The organism is Burkholderia sp. DN3021 (genome assembly GCF_049805555.1).
GTDB classification, from domain to species: Bacteria; Pseudomonadota; Gammaproteobacteria; order Burkholderiales; family Burkholderiaceae; genus Burkholderia; species Burkholderia pyrrocinia_C.
This window is the reverse complement of the sequence record NZ_JBNCAB010000107.1, coordinates 1-21,108: the sequence shown is the minus strand read 5'-3', so window position 1 is coordinate 21,108 and position 21,108 is coordinate 1. Positions and strand designations below refer to the sequence as shown.

General features: G+C 65.8%; 23 protein-coding genes and 2 pseudogenes. 4 read left to right on the top strand and 21 right to left on the bottom strand.

Going from position 1 to position 21,108, the window contains the following annotated elements:
• The 6 genes and pseudogenes from ACPUER_RS32535 to ACPUER_RS32510 all read right to left on the bottom strand — a co-directional run.
• The coding region (locus tag ACPUER_RS32535; RefSeq protein ID WP_425133092.1) for a DUF2334 domain-containing protein at positions 1–1,121 on the bottom strand (1,121 nt) is incomplete at its 3' end.
• 12 nt (positions 1,122–1,133) lie between these two features.
• Positions 1,134–1,430, bottom strand: a complete 297-nt coding sequence (locus ACPUER_RS32530; protein WP_425133091.1) for a hypothetical protein — start codon at positions 1,428–1,430, stop codon at positions 1,134–1,136.
• 273 nt (positions 1,431–1,703) lie between these two features.
• Positions 1,704–1,973 (bottom strand): annotated as a pseudogene (locus tag ACPUER_RS32525) (hypothetical protein); the annotation flags it as partial.
• A 114-nt stretch (positions 1,974–2,087) separates the two neighbouring features.
• Positions 2,088–2,882 (bottom strand): ABC transporter ATP-binding protein, encoded by a 795-nt coding sequence (locus ACPUER_RS32520; RefSeq protein WP_425133090.1) that lies wholly within the window; start codon positions 2,880–2,882, stop codon positions 2,088–2,090.
• Position 2,883: 1 nt separating this feature from the next.
• On the bottom strand, positions 2,884–3,780 hold the full coding sequence (locus tag ACPUER_RS32515; protein ID WP_072437268.1) for an ABC transporter permease: 897 nt from the start codon (positions 3,778–3,780) through the stop codon (positions 2,884–2,886).
• 142 nt (positions 3,781–3,922) lie between these two features.
• Complete coding sequence (locus ACPUER_RS32510) at positions 3,923–4,888, bottom strand: ABC transporter substrate-binding protein (protein WP_425133089.1); 966 nt, start codon at positions 4,886–4,888, stop codon at positions 3,923–3,925.
• 333 nt (positions 4,889–5,221) lie between these two features.
• Between ACPUER_RS32510 and ACPUER_RS32505 the strand changes: the two genes are divergently transcribed.
• The gene (locus ACPUER_RS32505) at positions 5,222–5,530 is read left to right on the top strand and encodes a VF_A0006 family four-cysteine protein (RefSeq protein WP_175963624.1); all 309 of its coding nucleotides are present in this window, start codon (positions 5,222–5,224) and stop codon (positions 5,528–5,530) included.
• Positions 5,531–5,642: 112 nt separating this feature from the next.
• On the opposite strand, the gene ACPUER_RS32500 is transcribed toward ACPUER_RS32505, so the two are convergent.
• On the bottom strand, positions 5,643–6,458 hold the full coding sequence (locus ACPUER_RS32500; protein WP_034179096.1) for a MetQ/NlpA family ABC transporter substrate-binding protein: 816 nt from the start codon (positions 6,456–6,458) through the stop codon (positions 5,643–5,645).
• Positions 6,459–6,666: 208 nt separating this feature from the next.
• A complete protein-coding gene (locus tag ACPUER_RS32495) occupies positions 6,667–8,304 on the bottom strand; it encodes a methyl-accepting chemotaxis protein (RefSeq protein WP_425133088.1) in 1,638 nt (545 codons plus the stop codon).
• Positions 8,305–8,514: 210 nt separating this feature from the next.
• Between ACPUER_RS32495 and ACPUER_RS32490 the strand changes: the two genes are divergently transcribed.
• Positions 8,515–8,805, top strand: coding sequence for a YciI family protein (locus ACPUER_RS32490; protein ID WP_034179097.1), 291 nt, complete (start codon positions 8,515–8,517; stop codon positions 8,803–8,805).
• Between the two features lie 141 nt (positions 8,806–8,946).
• On the opposite strand, the gene ACPUER_RS32485 is transcribed toward ACPUER_RS32490, so the two are convergent.
• Genes ACPUER_RS32485 through ACPUER_RS32465 form a run of 5 tightly spaced genes read right to left on the bottom strand, consistent with a single transcriptional unit; the run spans position 8,947 to position 13,026 of the window.
• Entirely contained in the window at positions 8,947–9,564 is a 618-nt protein-coding gene (locus tag ACPUER_RS32485) for an SCO family protein (RefSeq protein ID WP_175963622.1), read from the bottom strand.
• Between the two features lie 18 nt (positions 9,565–9,582).
• On the bottom strand, positions 9,583–10,485 hold the full coding sequence (cyoE, locus tag ACPUER_RS32480) for a heme o synthase (RefSeq protein ID WP_425133087.1): 903 nt from the start codon (positions 10,483–10,485) through the stop codon (positions 9,583–9,585).
• Between the two features lie 8 nt (positions 10,486–10,493).
• Positions 10,494–11,606: a COX15/CtaA family protein gene (locus ACPUER_RS32475; RefSeq protein WP_310135265.1), complete on the bottom strand. Its 1,113-nt coding sequence runs from the start codon at positions 11,604–11,606 to the stop codon at positions 10,494–10,496.
• A 25-nt stretch (positions 11,607–11,631) separates the two neighbouring features.
• A complete protein-coding gene (locus ACPUER_RS32470) occupies positions 11,632–12,255 on the bottom strand; it encodes an SCO family protein (RefSeq protein WP_425133086.1) in 624 nt (207 codons plus the stop codon).
• A gap of 60 nt (positions 12,256–12,315) precedes the next feature.
• Positions 12,316–13,026, bottom strand: coding sequence for an SURF1 family protein (locus ACPUER_RS32465; protein WP_244137429.1), 711 nt, complete (start codon positions 13,024–13,026; stop codon positions 12,316–12,318).
• 84 nt (positions 13,027–13,110) lie between these two features.
• Between ACPUER_RS32465 and ACPUER_RS32460 the strand changes: the two genes are divergently transcribed.
• Entirely contained in the window at positions 13,111–13,320 is a 210-nt protein-coding gene (locus tag ACPUER_RS32460) for a twin transmembrane helix small protein (RefSeq protein WP_034179103.1), read from the top strand.
• A gap of 187 nt (positions 13,321–13,507) precedes the next feature.
• On the opposite strand, the gene ACPUER_RS32455 is transcribed toward ACPUER_RS32460, so the two are convergent.
• The 8 genes from ACPUER_RS32455 to ACPUER_RS32420 form a co-directional block, all read right to left on the bottom strand.
• Positions 13,508–14,365 (bottom strand): cytochrome c oxidase subunit 3, encoded by an 858-nt coding sequence (locus ACPUER_RS32455; RefSeq protein ID WP_072437276.1) that lies wholly within the window; start codon positions 14,363–14,365, stop codon positions 13,508–13,510.
• Positions 14,366–14,503: 138 nt separating this feature from the next.
• On the bottom strand, positions 14,504–14,704 hold the full coding sequence (locus ACPUER_RS32450) for a DUF2970 domain-containing protein (RefSeq protein ID WP_047899090.1): 201 nt from the start codon (positions 14,702–14,704) through the stop codon (positions 14,504–14,506).
• 16 nt (positions 14,705–14,720) lie between these two features.
• The gene (locus ACPUER_RS32445) at positions 14,721–15,329 is read right to left on the bottom strand and encodes a cytochrome c oxidase assembly protein (protein ID WP_072437278.1); all 609 of its coding nucleotides are present in this window, start codon (positions 15,327–15,329) and stop codon (positions 14,721–14,723) included.
• 35 nt (positions 15,330–15,364) lie between these two features.
• Positions 15,365–15,505 carry a cytochrome oxidase small assembly protein gene (locus ACPUER_RS32440; RefSeq protein ID WP_006760728.1) on the bottom strand — a complete coding sequence of 47 codons (141 nt, stop codon included), beginning with the start codon at positions 15,503–15,505 and terminating at the stop codon, positions 15,365–15,367.
• Positions 15,506–15,585: 80 nt separating this feature from the next.
• Complete coding sequence (gene ctaD, locus ACPUER_RS32435; protein WP_072437279.1) at positions 15,586–17,193, bottom strand: cytochrome c oxidase subunit I; 1,608 nt, start codon at positions 17,191–17,193, stop codon at positions 15,586–15,588.
• A 43-nt stretch (positions 17,194–17,236) separates the two neighbouring features.
• Positions 17,237–18,838 (bottom strand): cytochrome c oxidase subunit II, encoded by a 1,602-nt coding sequence (coxB, locus tag ACPUER_RS32430; protein ID WP_072437280.1) that lies wholly within the window; start codon positions 18,836–18,838, stop codon positions 17,237–17,239.
• A 57-nt stretch (positions 18,839–18,895) separates the two neighbouring features.
• On the bottom strand, positions 18,896–19,420 hold the full coding sequence (locus ACPUER_RS32425; RefSeq protein WP_051983603.1) for a DUF2244 domain-containing protein: 525 nt from the start codon (positions 19,418–19,420) through the stop codon (positions 18,896–18,898).
• A gap of 195 nt (positions 19,421–19,615) precedes the next feature.
• Complete coding sequence (locus tag ACPUER_RS32420; protein ID WP_072437281.1) at positions 19,616–20,581, bottom strand: methyltransferase domain-containing protein; 966 nt, start codon at positions 20,579–20,581, stop codon at positions 19,616–19,618.
• Positions 20,582–20,664: 83 nt separating this feature from the next.
• On the opposite strand from ACPUER_RS32420, the pseudogene ACPUER_RS32415 reads away from it, so the two are divergent.
• Positions 20,665–21,027: pseudogene (locus tag ACPUER_RS32415) on the top strand (ComF family protein); the annotation flags it as partial.
• Between the last annotated feature and the right edge of the window lie 81 nt (positions 21,028–21,108).

Genomic DNA, 21,108 nt, shown 5'->3' with positions numbered 1-21,108 from the left:
ACGGAGTCCTCATCGACGGGACGGTTCTGGACCGCATACCAGAACTCATAGTCGCTGCCGCTGACCGCGGTGAGAAGATTCGGCGTCGAATCGTACTGATGCGTAAGGCCGTGCATCACGATCGAGCCGCCGTGCGCTATCGCGTAGTTCAGCGAACTCTTGAGACCCGTTGCCTGCGCAAGATGGATCGTCTCCGGGACGCCGCCGGTGTAATAGCCGTTCGGATCCGTATACACGGGAATGGTGGCCATCGTGAACGGAATCTGCTTCGAATACAGGTAATTCGTCAGCGTTGTCATCGAACTCGTCGTCGTATACGCGTCGAGGTCCTCCAGACGGACGAGCGCACGGTGATTCACCGGTGCATTGGTCTGCAGGATGTCGTGCAGGATGTCGCATATCACCAGGTATCGATCCGTCGGACCGATGAAGGAAAATGGCACATCCGCGAAATACCAGAGCTTGCCCGAGCGCATGACGTATGGCGTGGTTGCGCCGGTCTTGCTGTTCTTGATGGTGACGAGTGCTTGCGCCTTGGTGGCATCGACGATCTGGGTCAGCCCGACATCCGGGTCCGCGTTGATGGCGCCGGTTGACGCGTTATACGCGTAGTACTTGACCATCGGCAGATTCTTGTACGTGACCGTGTCGTAGAAGCCGGGATTCGGATTGCTTGACGAAGGCGGCGCGTTCAACCCGGCAATGCCGAGAAAGCTGAACCCGAAGGTCTGGTTGAAGGTATAGGCCGTGTTCCATGCCAGTTGCCACAAGTTGTATTTGAACCAGACCACGGTCTTCGTGGCGGTCATCACATCGCTCATGAACGCCGTCGGAATCGGATTGTTGTAGTAGTCGCCGATGTAGAAAGTGACGTCGTGGTTCGCGACCATTCCGGCCGTGTAGTTCTGTATCGGAACCAGATCGACCGTCGCGTTGAAATGGCCAAGCAGGTTCCTCAACATGATGCTGTATATCAGGCCGAGCTTCGAATACGGGTCGTTGGCCGGATTGTCGTACAGCACGAGCGTACGTGCCGTGGTGACCTGCGCGTGCGCCGTGCTCGGCAACGTCATTTGCGCGAGTCCGGCAAGCAGGGCGATGACAAGCAGGATCTTTTTCATGGCCGTTTCTCTCTAGTCGCGTTGCACGTTGCCACCGGCTTTCTTGACGGACTTCAAGTTGAACTTGGGGCGCCCCGTCTCCTTGTATGCCTTCTCCCATTCCTCGTCGGACATACCCGGCTTCACCTTGACCCGGGCGGAACCGTTGGGTAACGGAGGCGGCTTGATCTTTACGGCAGACGAATTGCCCTTCTCCTGCGCATTCGTATCCTGAACAGCGACGGCGAAGGCGAGCGCGGAGATTAATGTGACGAGTGATCCAACGGCGCTCAATCCGTTCCGAAAATATCGATTGCGATGAGAAAGCATGATTTTCATCCTTCGACATGCGAAATAATTTCCACTCGTTATGGAAACGAGCACGATGATGCGCCAGTCATAATCGGGGCGTTATGTCGTTATTTGTTGCATGCTTGATACCGGATAAAAATCCGGAATCGGATAGTTTTGCTTTCAAGCTAGAACCGTACCAACCGTCGCAAATTGGCATAGGACCAAGGCACCGAAGTCGGCGCGTCATGGCAATCCAAAATTGTTTAGAAAAAAACGTTTCAGGTATGCAACGCATCCGCTGTCGCTGCCGTCATCCATCGCGCGTGCGTGTAGCGTGAGCGCGGCCCATGTGCGATCACCGAACACGCGCGCAATCCATTCGACCTGGGGCTCGAGCCTCTGCGCGTTGGCCGGGAAGTCTGGCGACAGGATCGCGATGCAATCGGGCAGGCCACGCAGGCGCTAAGGGGGCATTCGGATGCTCGTGATCGAGCTGCGCTAGGCATGCGTGCCGAGCGAAACCAATTCGCAGAGGTTGCCGTAACCGTCGCGGTTCATCGCAAGCGCGGCGAATGCGATCCTCGTAACCATCCGGCCCGCTGCGACGCACACGCGCCGAATCACCCGGCCGGATCGGCACTCAAACCGGCACGATGCAGCACCGCGCACCGCGCCGGGCCCGCCTGCCGCGCGTCAGCCCAACAACAACGCGTCGTCGTCGAGCTGCTCGTGCCGCACCTTCTCGAACATCTGCAGCAGGTCCGGCACGTCGAGCCCCTTGCGCGCGTCGCCCGACACGTCGAGCACGACCTGCCCCTGGTGCAGCATCACCGTGCGGTCGCCGTAGTCGAGCGCCTGCCGCATGCTGTGCGTGACCATCATCGTCGTCAGCCGGCTCTCGGCGACGATGCGCGCGGTCAGTTCCAGCACGAACGCGGCCGTCTTCGGGTCGAGTGCGGCCGTGTGCTCGTCGAGCAGCAGGATCCGCGACGGCCGCAGCGACGCCATCAGCAGGCTCACGGCCTGCCGCTGGCCGCCCGACAGCAGCCCGATCCGGTCGGTCAGCCGGTTCTCGAGACCGAGGTTCAGCAGCCGCAGCTTGTCGCGGAACAGCTCGCGCGACGGACGGTCGAGCGCGGCCCGGAAGCCGCGCCGCACGCCGCGCGCCGTCGCGAGCGCCATGTTCTCCTCGATCGTCAGCGCCTCGCAGGTGCCGGCCATCGGATCCTGGAACACGCGCGCGACGAGGTGCGCGCGGTCCCATGCGGGCTGGCGCGTGACGTCCGCGCCGTCGATCGAGATGCGCCCCGCATCGACGCGCTGGTCGCCGCTGACCGCATTGAGGAAGGTCGACTTGCCGGCGCCGTTCGAGCCGATCACCGCGACGAACTGGCCGTCGGGAATCTCGAGCGACAGCCCGCGCAGCGCGCGCGTCTCGATCGGCGTGCCGGGATTGAACGTGAGTGTCAGGTCTTGTGCGGACAACATGTCATGCCCCTCCGTTCTTGCGCGCGAACAGCTTCTTGCGCGTCGCCGGCAGCACCAGCGCGATCGTGACGAGCGCGGCCGTCACGAGGTTCAGGTCCTGCGCCTTCAGGCCGATGAATTCGCTGTTCAGCGCGAGCGCGATGAAGAAGCGGTAGACGATCGCGCCGAGCACGACGGCGAGCGTCGTCAGCACCAGCCGGCGCGCGGGCAGCAGCGTCTCGCCGATGATCACCGCGGCCAGCCCGATCACGATCGTGCCGATCCCCATCGAGATGTCCGCGCCGCCCTGCGTCTGCGCGAACAAGGCGCCTGCGAGCGCGACGAGCGCGTTCGACAGCGCCATCCCGGCAAGCGTCGCGCGGCCGGTCGCAATGCCCTGGGCACGCGCCATCCGCGGGTTCGCGCCGGTCGCGCGCATCGCGAGGCCGAGCTGCGACGAGAAGAACCAGTCGAGGCCGAGCTTCGCGACCACGACGACGATCGCGAGCAGCGCCGGACGCAGCACGTAGTCGGGCATCCAGTCGGGCTGCAGCACGGTGAACAGCGTCGGCTCGGTGATCAGCGGCACGTTCGGCCGGCCCATGATCCGCAGATTCACCGAATACAGCGCGATCATCATCAGGATGCTGGCGAGCAGATCCATGATCTTCAGGCGCACGTTGAGCCAGCCCGTGATGAAGCCGGCCGCCGCGCCCGCGACGATCGCGAGCACCGTCGCGGAGAACGGGTCGTAGCCGGCCGAGATCAGCGTCGCGGCGACGGCGCCGCCGAGCGGAAAACTGCCGTCGACGGTGAGATCGGGGAAGTTGAGGATGCGAAACGAGATCAGCACCCCGAGGGCGACGAGACTGAAGATCAGGCCGATCTCCAGCGCGCCCAGAAACGAGAACAAAGACATGATGGGGAAATCCTGTTGCTTCCCGGCCGGACGTGTACGGCCGGGCGAAGCGAACGGGCGGCCCCGGGTGGGAGCCGCCCGTCCGGCGGTGTCGTTCGGGCCCGGATCGGGCGCGCAAGCGCGGCGGTCGGCCGGCCGCGGCTTACTTGATGACCGTCTTCGCGTCCTTCAAGAGATCCGGCGACAGCGTGACGCCCTGCTTCGCGGCCGCGCCCGTGTTCGCGAACAGCTCGAGGTTGCTGCTCGTCTCCGACGCGATCGCGCCCGGCTTCTCGCCCTTCAGGATGCGCACGACGACCTTGCCCGTCTGGCGGCCGAGGTCGCCGTAGTTGATGCCGAGCGCCGCGATGCCGCCGCGCTTCACGCTGTCGGTATCGCCGGCGACGAGCGGGATCTTCGCTTCGTTGGCGACCTTCACGAGCGCTTCGTACGCGGACACGACGTTGTTGTCGGTGTTCGTGTAGATCACGTCGACCTTGCCGATCAGGCTCTTCGCGGCCGGGCCGATGTCGACGGTACGCGGTGCGGCCGCTTCCTTCAGCGTCATCCCCTGCTTCGCGAGAATCTCCTTGAGCGCCTTCACGACGACGACCGAATTCGCCTCGCCCGGGTTGTAGACCATGCCGACCGTCTTCGCATTCGGCACGACGCGCTTGATCAGCGCGACCTGGCGATCGAGCGGCAGCTTGTCGGACACGCCCGTCACGTTGGTGCCCGACGGGCCCCAGCCCTTCACGAGCTGCGCGGCGACCGGATCGGTCACGCCCGAATAGACGACCGGCACGCTCTTCGTCGCCGCGACGACCGACTGCGCGGCCGGCGTCGCGATCGCGACGATCACGTCGGGCTTGTCGCCGACGAACTTGCGCGCGATCTGCGCGGCCGTGCCCGTGTTGCCCTGCGCGCTCTGGTATTCCCACTTGAGCTTGTCGTCGCCGTAGCCTTCCGCCTTCAGTTCGGCGTGCACGCCGTCGCGGATCGCGTCGAGCGCCGGATGGTCGACGATCGACAGCACCTTGACGGTCTGCGCGTGCGCGGCGCCTGCCAGCGCGAGTGCGGCCACGCCGGCCGCGATCGAACGGATCGCGAAAGTCTTGAATCGCTTCATGGGTGAGTCTCCCCCGTATTGTGTCGGTTCTGGATGATGGATTCCCGCCGCCGTCAGGCGGGCGCCGCCGCGCGTAAAACTCGGCGGCGGCCGGCCCGCGCGCACCCCGGGAAGGTGCGTAGCGGCGAACGCACGAGGATACCATTTCCGCAGACCACCGCCTGACTCCGCGCTTTCGCCCGGCGCGCCGGATTGCGCTGCCCGCCGGTGCCCGCAACCGCGCGCGAAGCCCGGCCGGCGGCGGCTCCCGCCGGCATCGGCGCAACACGTCAGCCGCGTTGACGGCTTTACGTTATGCTGTCGGCCGACCCAGGCGACACCATCGGAGGGCACATGAAACAGGGAGTCCGTGCAATCGCATTCGCGGTCGTCGCGCTGGCGCTGCCGGGCGCGGCGTTCGCGCTGACCGACGACTATGCGCAATACGACGAGTGCATGCTCGGCGCGCTGCGCGAAAGCCGCAACGGCGCGGCGGCTCAGCTGATCCAGCGCTCCTGCGACGCGCTGTACCGCAACAACGCGATGCTGCTGCCGCGCGAGCGGCGCTTTCACGAGTGCGTCGTGCAGTCGCTGCCGGGCGTGCGCGACAACTATGCGATCCAGCAGATCATGGCGATCTGCTCGCGGCGCGGCGACATGTAATCCGGCGTTGAACGCGGCGCACCGCGCGGCCGTCCACCGGCCGCGCCAATGAAAAAGGGCCTGCGCGCGACGCAGGCCCTTTTCGTTCAGCGGTCCGACCGGTGTGCGGCGTTCAGAACGACGCGACCATCGAGCCCTTGAACTGCTTCTTGATGAATTCCCGCACTTCCGGCGACTGGTACGCCTTGACCAGCTTCTTCACCCACGGCTGATCCTTGTCCTTCGCGCGCACGGCGATCAGGTTCGCGTACGGGCTCGTCAGCGCTTCGAGCGCGATCGCGTCCTTGGTCGGCTGCAGGTTCGCAGCCAGCGCGTAGTTCGTGTTGATCACGGCCGCGTCGACGTCCGACAGCACGCGCGGCAGTTGCGCGGCGTCGAGCTCGGAGATCTTCAGCTTCTTCGGGTTCTCGGCGATGTCGAGCACCGTCGCGTTGTTGCCGCCCGTGCCGGCGCCCGACTTCAGCTTGATCACGCCTTGCGTCTGCAGCAGCAGCAGCGCGCGGTTCTCGTTCGACGGATCGTTCGGCACCGCGAGCTTCGCGCCTTGCGGCAGGTCCTTCAGCGACTTGAACTTCTTCGAATACACGCCGATCGGCGAGATGTAGGTCAGGCCCGCGCTGACGATCTTGTAGCCGCGCTGCTTCACCTGGCTGTCGAGGTAGGGCTGGTGCTGGAAGCTGTTCGCGTCGAGGTCGCCCGAGTCGAGCGCCGCGTTCGGCTGCACGTAGTCGTTGAACTCGATGACCTTCACGTTCAGGCCTTCCTTCTCCTTCGCGACCTTCTGCACGAGCTGCCACACTTCCGCATCCGGGCCGGCGACCGTGCCGACCTTGATCACCTTGTCCTCGGCGTGCGCGCCCGCCGACAGCGTCAGCGCTGCACCGGCGGCCAGCACGGAAAATACCTTCAGGAGACTGCGACGCTTCATCTGTTTCTCGCTTTCTTGCTTACTGGAAATGGGGCGCGATACGGGTATCCCCCGACTCGCTGGAAGGGGCAAATGGTGTCACAGGATCGGCGGGAAGTGAAATACATCCCGCTCATATGGGTATGCACCGCAGCGGTGCTGGCGGCGGATGCGCGGCTTGGCCGTTAGTTGCGTTTCGCCTATCGCGCATCGGCCTCGGCCGTACGCGTCACGCCACCACGGCGGCGTCGGCCGCCTTCGTGCCGAACGCGGGTTCGGCCGCCCGCTCGCCAGCCCGCCGCGACGCTATGCCGCCTGCATCGCCGACCCGGAACGCGCCGACCGCGTCGCGCAGCCGCGCGGCCTGCTCCTGCAGCGACGCGGCGGCGGCCGCAGCCTCCTCGACGAGCGCCGCGTTCTGCTGCGTCACCTGATCCATCTGCGTGACCGCGCGCCCGACCTGCGTGATGCCGCTCGCCTGCTCCTCGGACGCGGCCGCGATCTCGCCCATGATGTCGGTCACGCGCGCGACGGCCTGCAGGATCTCGCCCATCGTCGTGCCGGCCTGGCCGACCAGCGTCGAACCGTTGCGCACGCGCTCGACCGAGTCGACGATCAGCGCGCGGATCTCCTTCGCGGCCGTCGCGCTGCGCTGCGCGAGTGAGCGCACCTCGCCCGCGACCACCGCGAAGCCGCGGCCCTGCTCGCCCGCGCGCGCGGCCTCGACCGCCGCGTTCAGCGCGAGGATGTTGGTCTGGAATGCGATGCCCTCGATCACGCCGATGATGTCGGCGATCTTGCGCGAGCTGTCGTCGATCTCGCCCATCGTGCCGATCACGCGGTTCACGACGTCGCTCCCCGTGCGCGCGATGTCCGACGCGTTGTTCGCGAGCCCGCTCGCCTGCCGCGCGTTGTCGGCGTTCTGCTTCACCGTCGCGGTCAGCTGCTCCATGCTCGCGGCCGTTTCCTCCAGCGACGCGGCCTGCTCCTCGGTGCGCTGCGACAGGTCGTCGTTGCCGGCCGAGATCTCCCGGCTCGCCGACGCGATCGATTCGGCCGACAGGCGAATCCCGCCGATCGTCGCCTGCAGCCGTGCCTGCATGTCGCGCATCGCGGCCATCATGCTCGTGCGGTCGCCCTCGCGCACGGGCACCGGCTGCGTCAGGTCGCCCTGCGCGATGCGCGTCGCGAGCGCGGCCGCTTCGTCGGGCTCGCCGCCGAGGCTGGCGCGCACGTTGCGGATAATCACCAGCATCGCCGTGCTGATCACGAAGCCGATGACGAACACGACCGCGAGGTGGCCGAGCAGCGTGCGGTAGTAGATGGTGTCGATGTCCTTCAGGAACACGCCGCTCGAGATGTTCCAGTCCCACGGCGCGAACCGCGTGACGTAGCTGATCTTCGGCACGGCGGTTTCGCTGTGCGGCAGCCGCCCGCGATATTCGGCGAAGCCGCTGCCGGTCGCCTTCGCGGCGTTCAGGATCGTGACGAACAGCGGCTTGCCGTCCGGATCGAGATAGTCGCCGACCTGCGTGCCGACCAGCTTCGGCAGCGTCGGATGCATCAGCACGACCGGTTTCGAGTCCATCACGAACACGTAGCCCGAATCGCCGTAGCGCATCGCGGCAAGGCTCGCGAGCGCGTCGCGCTTCGCGTCGGCCTCGGGCAGCGTGCCGCTCCGCGCGAGCGCGTGATACGCCGTCACGATGCCGGCCGCCGAGTCGACGAGATTCGCGATGCCGGCCTTGCGTTCGGCGAGCATCGTCGCGCGCGTCTCGTAGGCGCTCCAGGCGCCGACGCCCAGCAGACCGATCCATACCAGCGCAAGCGCGAGCCACAGCTTGCGGTTCAAACTCATTCTGCTCATCTGCGTGCCTTTATCGATGTCGGTGCACACGATGCGCACGAACGGCCCGCCGCGCGCAAACGGTTGCCCTTGCATTTACGGCAACGAGGCTTACAACTTGAATACGCGCCGATGCGGAACGGACGGCCCCGGCGCGACAGCCCGCATCCGCTGTGCTACAAAGACCGGCTGGCCGGCGCGCGACGCGCCGGCGCCATTCCGGGGCCATCCATGTACGTCATCGACATCCACTACACCGCATCGCTCGAGCGCATCGACGACGCGCTCGAACGCCACCGTGCGTATCTGCAGCCGCTGTTCGACAAGGGCATCTTCATCGCGGCGGGGCCGAAGGTGCCGCGCGAAGGCGGCGTGATCCTCGCGGCCCGCATCGATCGCGACGAACTCGACGCGATCCTGAAGACCGACCCGTTCGTCACCGAGGGGCTCGCGACGTATCGCGTGACGGAATTCCGGATCACGCGCGCCGCATCCGGCTTCAACGTGCCGGCGCTGCCGTAACGCGGCACCTGCGCGGCACGCGCGCGCCGACGCGCCGCGCGGCGGGCGGCACATGCAAACGACAACGGGAAGAGAGAAAGCGTGACGGCGCGAAACGCGCCGTCACGCGACACGCCGGGCCGGGCGCCCGGCGAATGCCGGTCAGTCGACCAGCAGCTTCAGGTCGTGGACCCACGGGCCGGGGCCCTGGCCGTCGCGCACGAACAGGCGGAGCTTGCCGTCGCGATCGAACACGTAGCTCGCGGCGGTGTGATCCATCGTGTAGCTGCCGGGCGTCTTGCCGGGCACTTTCGCGTAGTACACGCGGAAATCCTTCGTGACCTTCTTCAGCGCCGCTTCGTCGGCCGGCCGCAGGCCGATGAACGACGGATCGAACGCAGGCACGTACTGGCCGAGCAGCGCCGGCGTGTCGCGTTCCGGATCGATGGTGACGAACAGCACCTGCACGCGCTTCGCGGCATCGGGCCCGAGCTGCTTCAGCGCCTCGGACAGTTCGGCCATCGTCGTCGGGCACACGTCCGGGCAGTGCGTATAGCCGAAGAACATCACGACCGCACGGCCCTTGAAGTCGGCGAGCGTGCGCACCTTGCCGGCCGTATCGGGCAGCGAGAAGTCGTTGCCGAACTGCGTGTTGCCGGTGATGTCGAGATTCTGGAATTTCGGCGCGTTGTCGCATCCGGCGAGCAGCAGCGCTGCCGTGAATGCGCACGCGAGCATCCAGCCTTGGCGCGCGCGGCGCCCGAACCGTGATTGGAGCATTGCGTTCAAACCGTGCGGTTACACGCCGAGCAGCGGGCGTGCATAGTGATCGACGAGCAGCGCGGCGAACAGCAGCGACAGATAGACGATCGAATAGCGGAAGGCCTTGCGGGCGAGTGCGTCCGAATAGTCGCGGTAGATCTTCCACGCATACGCGAGGAACACCGCGCCGAGCAGCACCGCGCTCGTCAGGTAGACAGCCCCGCTCATCCCGGAGATGAACGGCATCAGCGTGACGGCAAACAGGATCACCGTGTACAGCAGGATGTGCAGCCGCGTGAACTTCTCGCCGTGCGTGACGGGCAGCATCGGCAGCCCCGCGCTCTCGTAATCCTTGCGGCGATAGAGCGCGAGCACCCAGAAATGCGGCGGCGTCCACACGAAGATGATCAGCACGAGGATCCACGCGTCGCCGGGCACCGCGCCGGTGACCGCGGCCCACCCGAGCGCCGGCGGCATCGCGCCCGACGCGCCGCCGATCACGATGTTCTGCGGCGTCATCGGCTTGAGCAGCAGCGTATAGATCACCGCATAGCCGACGAACGTCGCGATCGTCAGCCACATCGTCAGCGGGTTCGTGAACGTATAGAGCGTCCACGCACCGGCGCTGCCGAGCACGGCCGAGAACACCAGGATCTGCGGCGTCGTGATCTCGCCGCGCGCGGACGGGCGCCATGCGGTACGGCGCATCATCGCGTCGATCTTCTGTTCGACGAGGCAGTTGATCGCGAATGCGGCGCCGGCCAGCAGCCAGATACCGACCGTGCCGCCGATCAGCACATGCCACGGCACCATGCCCGGCGTCGCGAGGAACATGCCGATCACCGCGCAGAACACCGCGAGCTGCGTGACACGCGGCTTCGTCAGCGCCATGTACTGGGAAAAGCGGCTACCGGGCGATTGGGAGAGGGTGCGTTGCATGGGGGCGGTCACGCCGGGGCGGCGTCGCGCGCAGGCTGCGCGACACGGCCGGGGCGGCTTGAAAGGATACGAAAGTTTAACATGACGACGAGCAGCAGCAGGATCGCGGCACCGCCGTTGTGCGCGACGGCGACCGGCAGCGGCCACTGCAGCACGATGTTGGTCAGGCCCGTCACGAACTGCAACAGGACGACCAGCAGCACGCCGTTCGCGGGCCGCCGCAGCGATTCGAAGCGGCGCATCTTCAGCGCGAACGCGATCAGGTACGCGACCACGACGAACGCGAACGTGCGGTGCGTCCAGTGGATCGCGACCAGCGCGTCCTGCGTGATCGCGTCGCCGTCCTTCGTCATCCCGAGCGCGCGCCACAGGTGGAAGCCGTGCCCGAAGTCCATCGGCGGAATCCACTGGCCGTTGCAGGTCGGGAAATCGGTACACGCGAGCACCGCGTAGTTGGTGCTCACCCAGCCGCCGAGCGCGATCTGCACGACCAGCAGCACGAGCGCCGCGAGCGCGGCCGCGCGATAGCGCCCGGCCTCCGGGTCGTGAGACGGCAGCGGCGTCTGCCGCGCCGCGAGCCAGCCGAGCGTGCCGAGCAGCGTGAGGCCGAGCAGCAGGTGGATCGTGACGATTACCGGCTGCAGCTTCATCGTGACCGTCCATGCGCCGAACACGCCCTGCACGACGATCAGCAGCAGCAGGCTCGTCGGCCACCACGGCGACACGTGCAGCGGACGGCGACGCAGCCGCGCGGCCCATGCGATCACGACCTGCGCGATGATCAACACGCCGATCGCCATCGCGAAATAGCGGTGGATCATCTCGATCCACGCCTTCGTCATGCTGACGGGGCCCGTCGGCATCGCCTGATGCGCGGCCGTGATCGCGGCATGCGCGATGAACGGCGACGACGTGCCGTAACAGCCGGGCCAGTCGGGGCAGCCGAGCCCCGAATCGGTCAGCCGCGTGAAGCCGCCGAACATCACCAGGTCGAGGGTCAGGAACGTGGTGATCCACACGAGCTTGCGGAACTTGTTGTCGTCGGCCTTCACCCACACGTACGACAGCGGCAGCAGCGCGATGCAGAAGCCGATCAGGCCGAGTTGCAGTAGATACGACATCGGAATGGTGCCTCGCTCTCTCGCCTTAGCCGATGCTCGACCACTTCAGCAGCTTCGTCACGTCCGACTTGATCTTGCTGGGATTCGGGTCTTTCGGGAAACGCATCATCAGGTTGCCGTTCGGGTCGACCATGTAGATGTGGTCGCTGTCCTTCGTGCCGGCGTCGGCCGGCAGCCACGCGGCCACCGCGGCCGGATCGGCGACGAGCCGGCGCGTGTCCGGATAGGCTTCCAGCACCTTCTGCGGCATCGCGCCCGCATCGCTGCGCAGCCACACCATCGTGAGCCGGTGCCGTTCGCCGGCCTGCGTGACGCGGATCTGGCGCATGAAATAGAGCTTCTTCGCGCACGCGTCGTCGCACGCGCTGCGGTCCGTCATCACGAACAGCCACACGCCGCGCAGCGACGACAGCGGCACCGTCTTGCCGGTTTCGTCGGTGACCTGCAGATCGGCCGGGATCGGCCGCTGCGGCTCGATCAGCGTGCCGTAGTTGGTCGAACCGCCCTTCGGCTTGATCACGTAATAGGTGAAGTACGACGCGAGCATCGGCGCCGCGCACACGAGACCCAGCAGCACGAGCATCCAGCGGCCGCGCTTGCGGGCCGCAGGCGACGGCGCAGCGGCCGGACCCTGACGGGAAGATTGCATGGACAAATCAGACCTCTCGAAACGAACCCGCGGCGCGTGCGCCGCGTCCTGGCATGGCGCTCACGCGCCGGCCGACTTCTTCGCCGCACGCCGCGCGGCGTACAGGCCGAAGCCGAGCGCGGCCGCCGCCATGGCCCACCACTGAAACATGTAACCGTAATTGCGCTCGACGCCGGTCGTCGCCGCCGGCCAGTCGCGCACGAGCTTGTCGCCGCCGTCGCTCGTCTGCTGGATCACGAACGGCTGCAGCGGCAGCCCCGTTTCCTTCGCATACGCGGCGACGTCCAGGTTCTGCCGGATCTTCTGGTGCGCCGCCGACCCGCCTTCGCCGAGCTCGAACGCACGCGACGCGTCGGCGCGCGCGATGCCCACGATCTCGACGTCGCCCGCGGGCGTCTCGAACGACTCGATCGCCGTGCGATCGGCGATGTTGCGCGGCAGCCAGCCGCGGTTGACGAGCACGACACCGCCGTCCGTGAGTTTAAACGGCATCACGACGTAAAAACCCGGCTGGTCGTTATACGGCCGATTGTCGAGAAACACCGCTTGCTCGGGCAGGAAGCGGCCCTTCGCACGCACGCGATGAAATTCGATCGACGCGAGCGGAATCGGCTGCGCGCCGACATCGACCGGCGCTGCATGCTCGTAGCGCACGATGCTCGCCTGCAGCGCTTCCTTCTGATGCGCGCGGTCGCGCTGCCAGAAACCGAGACGGATCGTGACGGCGACGACGACGAGAATCAGCAGCGCAGGCAGCCAGCGAATCTTCATCGTGCAACCCGCCGGGCACATTCGCGAAAGCGAAATGCGATAATTATCCCCTTCCTTCCGAATTGCCGTCGTCCGGTTCGCGTCATGCACATACTCGTTCCCATCGCCTTCGTCCTCATCATCGCCAGCATGGGCTCGGCGCTCTACTTCATGATGCACGACCGCGGCCACACGAAACGCATGGTCTGGTCGCTCGCCACCCGCGTCGGGCTGTCGGTCTCGCTGTTCCTGTTCATCCTGCTCGCGAACTGGATGGGCTGGATCCATTCGACCGGCCTGCCGATCGGGCGTTGACGCATTTGCCGCCGCGGCCCGCTGCAATCGCTGTGACACGCTGTGACATTTAGCCGCATGGCCGCGCCACCAAGTAAAAGCGCCGCCTGACTGAGTCGCGGCGGCGCCAGGGTGGTGTCGGCTCGCAACTGCCGGGCCGACACCAATGAAAACGGCCCGCGCATTGCTGCGCGGGCCGTTTTTCCATTTACAGCCAGTAGACGACGACGTACAGGCCGAGCCAGACGACGTCGACGAAGTGCCAGTACCACGCGGCGCCTTCGAATGCGAAGTGGTGATCGGGCTTGAAGTGGCCGCGGATCATCCGCACCAGCACCACCGCGAGCATCGTGCCGCCGAGGAACACGTGGAAGCCGTGGAAGCCGGTCAGCAGGAAGAACGTCGAACCGTACACGCCCGAGTTCAGCGTCAGGTTCAGTTCGTTGTACGCGTGGAAATACTCGAAACCCTGCAGGAACAGGAAGCAGATACCGAACGCGAGCGTCGCGGCCAGCCATGCGATCGCCTTCTTGCGATGATCGTCGCGCAGCGCGTGGTGCGAGATCGTCAGCGTCACGCCCGACGACAGCAGGAATGCCGTGTTGATCGTCGGGACCGGCCACGGGCCCATCGTCTTGAAGTGGCCGGCGAGCGCGGCGGGGCCTTCGTTCGGCCACACGGCGGAGAAGTCCGGCCAGATCAGCTTGTAGTCGAGGCTGCCGAGCTGGTGCAGCGCGATTTCACGCGCATAGAACAGCGCGCCGAAGAACGCGCCGAAGAACATGACTTCGGAGAAGATGAACCAGCTCATGCTCCAGCGGTACGACTTGTCGACGTTCTTGCCGTAATGACCGCCTTCCGATTCGGCGATCGCGTCGCCGAACCAGTGATACAGCGTGAAGAGCAACCACAGCAGGCCGAGCAGCGCCGTAAACGGCGCCCAGTCGTGACCGTTGATCCACAGCGCCACCGATCCGAGCATGACCAGCAGGCCGACGGCCGCGCTGATCGGATGCTGCGACGGATGCGGCACGAAATAGTACGGGGTCTGGTTTTGACCGCTCATGCTTGATTCTCCACTTCAGTCCAATTTGTGTACCGGAAACCGCTCCGGCTTTATTTCTTGCGCGGCGCGACCGCCACCGCTCTTTCCTGCACGCAGCGCCGCGGCGCTGCGCACTGCATTCTTTCGTGGCCGCGGGCCTCAGCCCACGACGGCACGCACGATCAGGATCAGCACGCCGATGAACACGCCGGCCGCGATCAACGCGACGATCAGCACGTGCAGCGGATTGAGCTGCGTCGCGTCGGCCTCCAGGTCGCGCCGCTTGCGCACCCCGAAGAACGACCACAGCACCGCTTTCACCGCCTGGCCGAACGACCCGCCCCGCTTGCCCTCCGTCATCGCCCCGTCTCCGTCGTCACGCATCCGGCTTCGCCGCGCCCTGCGCCGCGGTACTGCGCGTCGCCGGCGCCGGCGCGGCCGGCGTATTCAGTTCGAAGAACGTGTACGACAGCGTGATCGTCTTCACGTCCTTCGGCAGTTTCGGATCGATCACGAACACCACCGGCATCTTGCGCGACTCGTTCGCGGCCAGCGTCTGCTGCGTGAAGCAAAAGCACTCGATCTTCTTGAAGAACTCCGTCGCCTGCTTCGGCGCGTAGCTCGGAATCGCCTGCGCAACGACCGGCCGGCCCTGCCCGTTCGTCACGTCGTACACGATCGTCGTCAGCTCGCCCGGATGCACGTCGAGGCTGTTGTGCTCCGGCTTGAAACCGAGCGGGCCGCGCGCGTTCGCATCGAACTCGACCGACACCGTGCGGCTGGTGTCGACCTGCGAGTTCTTCACCTCGCGCTCGCTGACGTCGCGCTGCACCAGGTTGTTGATGCCGGTGATCTGGCAGATCGCCCGATACATCGGGATCAGCGCAAAGCCGAAACCGAACATCAGCCCGGCCACGACGAAGAGCTTCACCAGCATCGAACGATTGAACGCGCGATCGACGGCGCCCTCTTCCGGCTTCGACATACGACAACTTCCTCGCTACTGCGTCAGTTACTGCATCAGTGAGTGGACAGCCACCACTGCTTGATCACGACACCCACAAAAAAAACGGCGGCGATGACGAGCAGGATGAGGCCGAGCCGCTTGTTGCCCGCGCGAATCTGCTCGGGCGTTCGTCTTTCTTGTGGATTCCGGTTCATCTGAAACTTCGCTGAAACTTCGATTCGGCGCCCGCCGCGCCTGCCTGCACGGCAGACAGCGGCTAAGCGCACTGTGAAACTTATTCGACGTGCGGCGGTTGCTCGAACGTATGGAACGGAGCCGGGCTCGGCACCGTCCACTCGAGGCCCGTCGCGCCGTCCCACGGCTTGTCCGACGCCTTTTCCAGGTCGCCGCCGCCACGGTAGGCCGGCAGCGCGACCGCGAACAGGAAGTACACCTGCGCGAGGCCGAAGCCGAATGCGCCGATCGTCGCAACCTGGTTGAAGTCCGTGAACTGCGCCGGGTAGTCCGCATAGCGGCGCGGCATGCCCGCGAGGCCGACGAAGTGCATCGGGAAGAACGTCAGGTTGAAGAAGATCATCGACGCCCAGAAGTGGATCTTGCCGCGCGTCTCGTTGTACATCCAGCCCGTCCACTTCGGCGCCCAGTAGTACCAGCCCGAGAACAGCGCGAACAGCGAGCCGGCCACCAGCACGTAGTGGAAATGCGCCACCACGAAGTAGGTGCCGTGATACTGGATGTCGAGCGGCGCCATCGCGAGCATCAGGCCCGTCAGGCCGCCGAACGTGAACACGAACAGGAAGCCGATCGCGAACAGCATCGGGGTTTCGAAGGTCATCGAGCCGCGCCACATCGTCGCGAGCCAGTTGAACACCTTCACGCCCGTCGGCACGGCGATCAGCATCGTCGCGTACATGAAGAACAGCTGGCCGGTGACCGGCATGCCCGTGGCGAACATGTGGTGCGCCCAGACCATGAACGACAGGATCGCGATCGAAGCCGTCGCGTACACCATCGAGCTATAGCCGAACAGCGTCTTGCGTGCGAACGCCGGGATCACCTGCGACACGATCCCGAACGCCGGCAGAATCATGATGTACACCTCGGGGTGGCCGAAGAACCAGAAGATGTGCTGGTACATCACCGGGTCGCCGCCGCCTGCCGCGTTGAAGAACGACGTGCCGAAGTGACGGTCGAACAGCACCATCGTGATCGCGCCTGCCAGAACCGGCATCACGGCGATCAGCAGGTAGGCCGTGATCAGCCACGTCCACGCGAACATCGGCATCTTCATCAGCGTCATGCCCGGCGCGCGCATGTTCAGGATCGTCACGACGATGTTGATCCCGCCCATGATCGACGACGCGCCCATGATGTGGACCGCGAAGATCGCGAAGTCCATGCCCGGGCCCATCTGCGTCGACAGCGGTGCGTACAGCGTCCAGCCGGCGGCCGTCGCGCCGCCCGGCGCGAAGAACGAGCCGACCAGCAGCACTGCCGCGACCGGCAGCAGCCAGAAGCTGAAGTTGTTCATCCGCGCGAACGCCATGTCGGACGCGCCGATCTGCAGCGGAATCATCCAGTTCGCAAAGCCGACGAACGCCGGCATGATCGCGCCGAACACCATGATCAGGCCGTGCATCGTCGTGAGTTCGTTGAAGAACTCCGGACGCATGATCTGCAGGCCCGGCTCGAACAGTTCGGCACGAATGCCGAGCGCCATCACGCCGCCCGACAGGAACATGATGAACGAGAACAGCAGGTACAGCGTACCGATGTCCTTGTGGTTGGTGGCGAACAGCCAGCGCCGCCAGCCATGCGGGGTTTCGTGCGCGTGGTCGTCGTGCGCGTGGTCCGCGGCTACGTCGTGCCCGATGCTAGACATGAGAATCTCCTAATGCGAATACGTCGACTAACTCAGCGACACGTCAAGCCGCCGGACCGATCTCGACACGCCGGGCTTCCTTAGCGTCAGCCCCGCCCGTGATCGTTTCCGGCTTTTTCATGATGATGTGGTCTTCCGCCACGCCTGCTGCCTTCAGCGCGTCGCGCACGGCTTGTGCGCGGTGCTTCGCCAGTTCGGCGTTCGCGTCGGCCGAGCCCGTCTTGTCGGTGAAACCCGACAGCGCGAGCTTCGCGTCCGGATGTGCCTTCGCATAGTCGGCCGCGGCGGCGATCGCCGCTTTCGCGTCGGCCGGCAGCACGCTCTTGCCCGTCTCGAAGTAGATCGTCGACAACGCGGCCGATGCCGCTGCCGACGCTGCCGCCGGTTGCTCGGCTGCGCCCGACGCGGCTTGCGCCGGTGCCGAAGCCGCTTCGGCCGGCGCCGCTGCGCCTGCCGTGTCTTCCGGCATCTTGCCGTTGCGCGCGTCAGCCACTTGCTTCGGCTGCAGCAGGTCGTTCTTGTGGTTGCCCCACGAATTACGCTCGTACGTGACGACCGATGCGATGTCGAGGTCCGACAGCGACGCCCACGACGGCATCGCGCCCTTGCCGTTCAGCACGCGCTCGACGTGGCCGGCGATCGGGCCGTTCACGATCGGGCTGCCGTCCATCGCCGGGAATGCGCCGAGGCCCTTGCCGCTCACCTGGTGGCAGGCCGCGCAGTTCGCCTTGTAGACTTCCTCGCCGTGCGCGACGAGTTCGGCCATCGTGTAGACCTTGTTCGGATCGACCGCCGCGCCGGCCAGCTTGGCCTTCTGCGCGGTGACCCACTTCGCGTAGTCGTCTTCCGACAGAACTTCGACCACGACCGGCATGTACGCGTGTTCCTTGCCGCACAGCTCGGTACAGAAACCGCGGAAGGTACCGACCTTGTCGGCCTTGAACCACGTGTCGCGCACGAAGCCGGGAATCGCATCCTGCTTCACGCCGAACGCGGGCACGTACCACGAGTGGACGACGTCGTTCGCGGTCGTGATGATGCGGATCTTCTTGTTGACCGGCACGACGAGCGGGTTGTCGACTTCCTGCAGATAGGTGTCGGTGATCGGCTTCTTGCCCATCACTTCGTCGCGCGGGGTGGTCAGCGTCGACAGGAAGCCGATGCCCTCGCCCGGGCCCTTCACGTAGTCGTAGCCCCACTTCCACTGGTAGCCGGTGACCTTGATCGTGAGATCGGCGTTGGTCGTGTCCTTCATCGCGACGACGGCCTTCGTCGCCGGCAGCGCCATCAGCACGACGATGACGAACGGCACGATCGTCCAGATGATCTCGACGGTCGTGCTTTCATGGAAATTGGCGGCCTTGTGGCCTTTGGATTTGCGGTGCGCGAAGATCGAATAGAACATCACGCCGAACACGCCGACGAAGATCACCGTACACAGGATCAGCATCATCGTGTGGAGATCGTAGAGCTCCTCGGCGATTTTCGTGACCGGCGGCTGAAAGTTGATCTCGTTGACGCGGGGGCCGCCCGGGCTATCACCGACCGCCAGGGCGGCACCGGCAAAGAGCAATCCGCTGCATGCCAGCACGCCCGTGAGGGCTCGCTTGATTGTTTTCATAGCATCCTTACCCAAAATTTCCATTCAAACCCTCCCCCGTCGCAAGCCGCCGGCCTGTTCCCGGCCGGTGCCCGCGCCTCGTCAGCCGCAGCGCCTGAGCGACATGCGCAGTTCGTCGGCGAACTGCGCACGCTTGTACTGCGCGAGATGCTGCCCGATTACGACGGTCTGCCCGCGCGATACCAGCCGAATCGGATCGCGTGGCGTCGCGCCCGGCTCGACCCGCACCCAGCGCGGGTTGAATTCGATCTGCGTGAGCCGCTCCGCATCCATCCGCTCGATCACGAGCCGGTGCGGGAACAGCCTGATGCGTTCGTAATCGACCGCATGGCGAGCATAGATCGCGAATGCGACACCCACAGCCAGCAACTCGATTCCGGTGAAGGGCATGACGAGCCAAGCCCCCCGCCACATCAGCAACGTCGCGATCACCAGCGAGAAGCCCGCGAGCGACGCGTAAAACAGCACGAACTGGCGCGGCGACGCCGAACAGTTGCGTTTCATGAGCCAGTCTTCGAGGACCGGCTCGCCGTTCGTCGTCTCCGCCAAAACCCTCGCTGCTTCCATCGCCGCCTCACGCGAATGGCATGCGATGCATGCCTGCATCGGACTCGTCGCCCCGTATTGCGGGGACCCCGGGACGACAAGCTGACGCATTATAGGCGGGTTCAATGGCATCCACAAGCAAGCGCCTATCGCCCGCCAAGCCAAGCGCGACAAGCTTTCCGGCCATTTTGGGCGCCAATTCGACCCCGCTTTGCACCGCTAATTTCGGACATAACAAAACCCCTCTTTACCGCTTTACCGATTCTTCGGACGCCCCTTTCCGATGTCCTCGATGCGCACGATCCCGTGCCCTTCGGCGGTCGTGCGCGGCACGGCCTTCCATGCGTGGCCGTAGATCACCTCGAAGGTCAGCGCAATCGTGCCGTCCGCGCGCCGGCGCGCTTCCAGCGCGTCGCCGAGCGCCGCGCGAAAGCGTCGCGTCGCACGCTGCGGCGCCGCCCGCTCGAACGGATAGGCGCCCCAGCGGCGCACGTCGGCCAGCAGGGAATCGGGGGATTTGTACGTGACGGTCAGCACTTCCTGGTCCATCACGGGAATCTCGAAGCCGCTCTCGACGAGCATGTCGCCGAGGTCGTGCATGTCGACGAAATCGATCACGCGCGCGGCGGGCTGTGCGATGCCGAGCGCCGCTTCGGCGTCCGTGCAGGCTGCGCGCAGCTCGCGCAGCGTGTCGGGGCCGAGCGTGCTGAACATCAGCAGCCCGTTCACGCGCAGCACGCGCTGCCATTCAGGCAGCACGGCGTCGGGGCGCGAATGCCAGTGGAGCGCGAGATTCGACCAGATCAGGTCGAACGCGCCGCCCGGGAACGGCAGCGCGGCGAAGTCGGCCTGCGCGACGCGCGGGCCGCGCTGGCCCAGCGCCCGGCCGAGCGAGGCCGGCAGCCAGCGGCGCCAGCTCGTCTGTTCGACCTCGCGCTGACCGGCCCGCGCAAGCATCGCGCCGGACAGGTCGACGCCGAATACGGGCGCTTCAGGAAAGCGCGCGCGCAGCGCCGGCAGATCGTCGCCCGGGCCGCAGCCCGCATCGAGCACGGCCGTGGGGCTCACCTTGATGTATTCGAGACGCTCGTTCATCCGCTGCGCGATCTCGCGCGGCAGGAACGCGACCGCGTCGAACGTGGCGGCACGGCGATCGAAGATCCGCCGCAGGCGCCTGGCGTCATTGGCCGGACGGCCGGTTGAAGTCGAAGCTGGGGACATGTCGGGCACACTGGCGAAGAGCCCGAAGTATACTCGCTCGCCCCGCAGGCTTCATCGAGACGGGGCCGCCAGGAGTGTTCGCAATGATCCGCAGTTCCGCTCCGCGCACGATGCGCGTCGTTTTGTCGCAGGTTCGCGCGCTGGCTGCGCGCGTCGCCGCGGTCGCGCTGCCGAATCGCTGCGCACTGTGCGGCAATTTGTCACATACCGTGATTTGCATTGCTTGCGACGCCGCGTACTGGAATGAAGCGCGGCTGCGCTGCGACGTCTGCGCGCTGCCGCTGGGCGTCGGCCAACCGCGTTCGCGCCCGCTCCGTGGCGGGCACAGCGGCGCCGGCCGCACGACCGCGTACCGCTGCGACGCGTGCCGCACCGCGATGCCGCCGTTCGATGCGACGCTAGCGCTCGCGGATTACCGTGCGCCGCTCGACGGGCTCGCGCGCGGGGGTGTATCGGAAATAGCCGTGCTCGCGGTCAATTAATTCTCCGAAAACGTTTGCGGAATATTCCGCGCGACTTTAACTGGG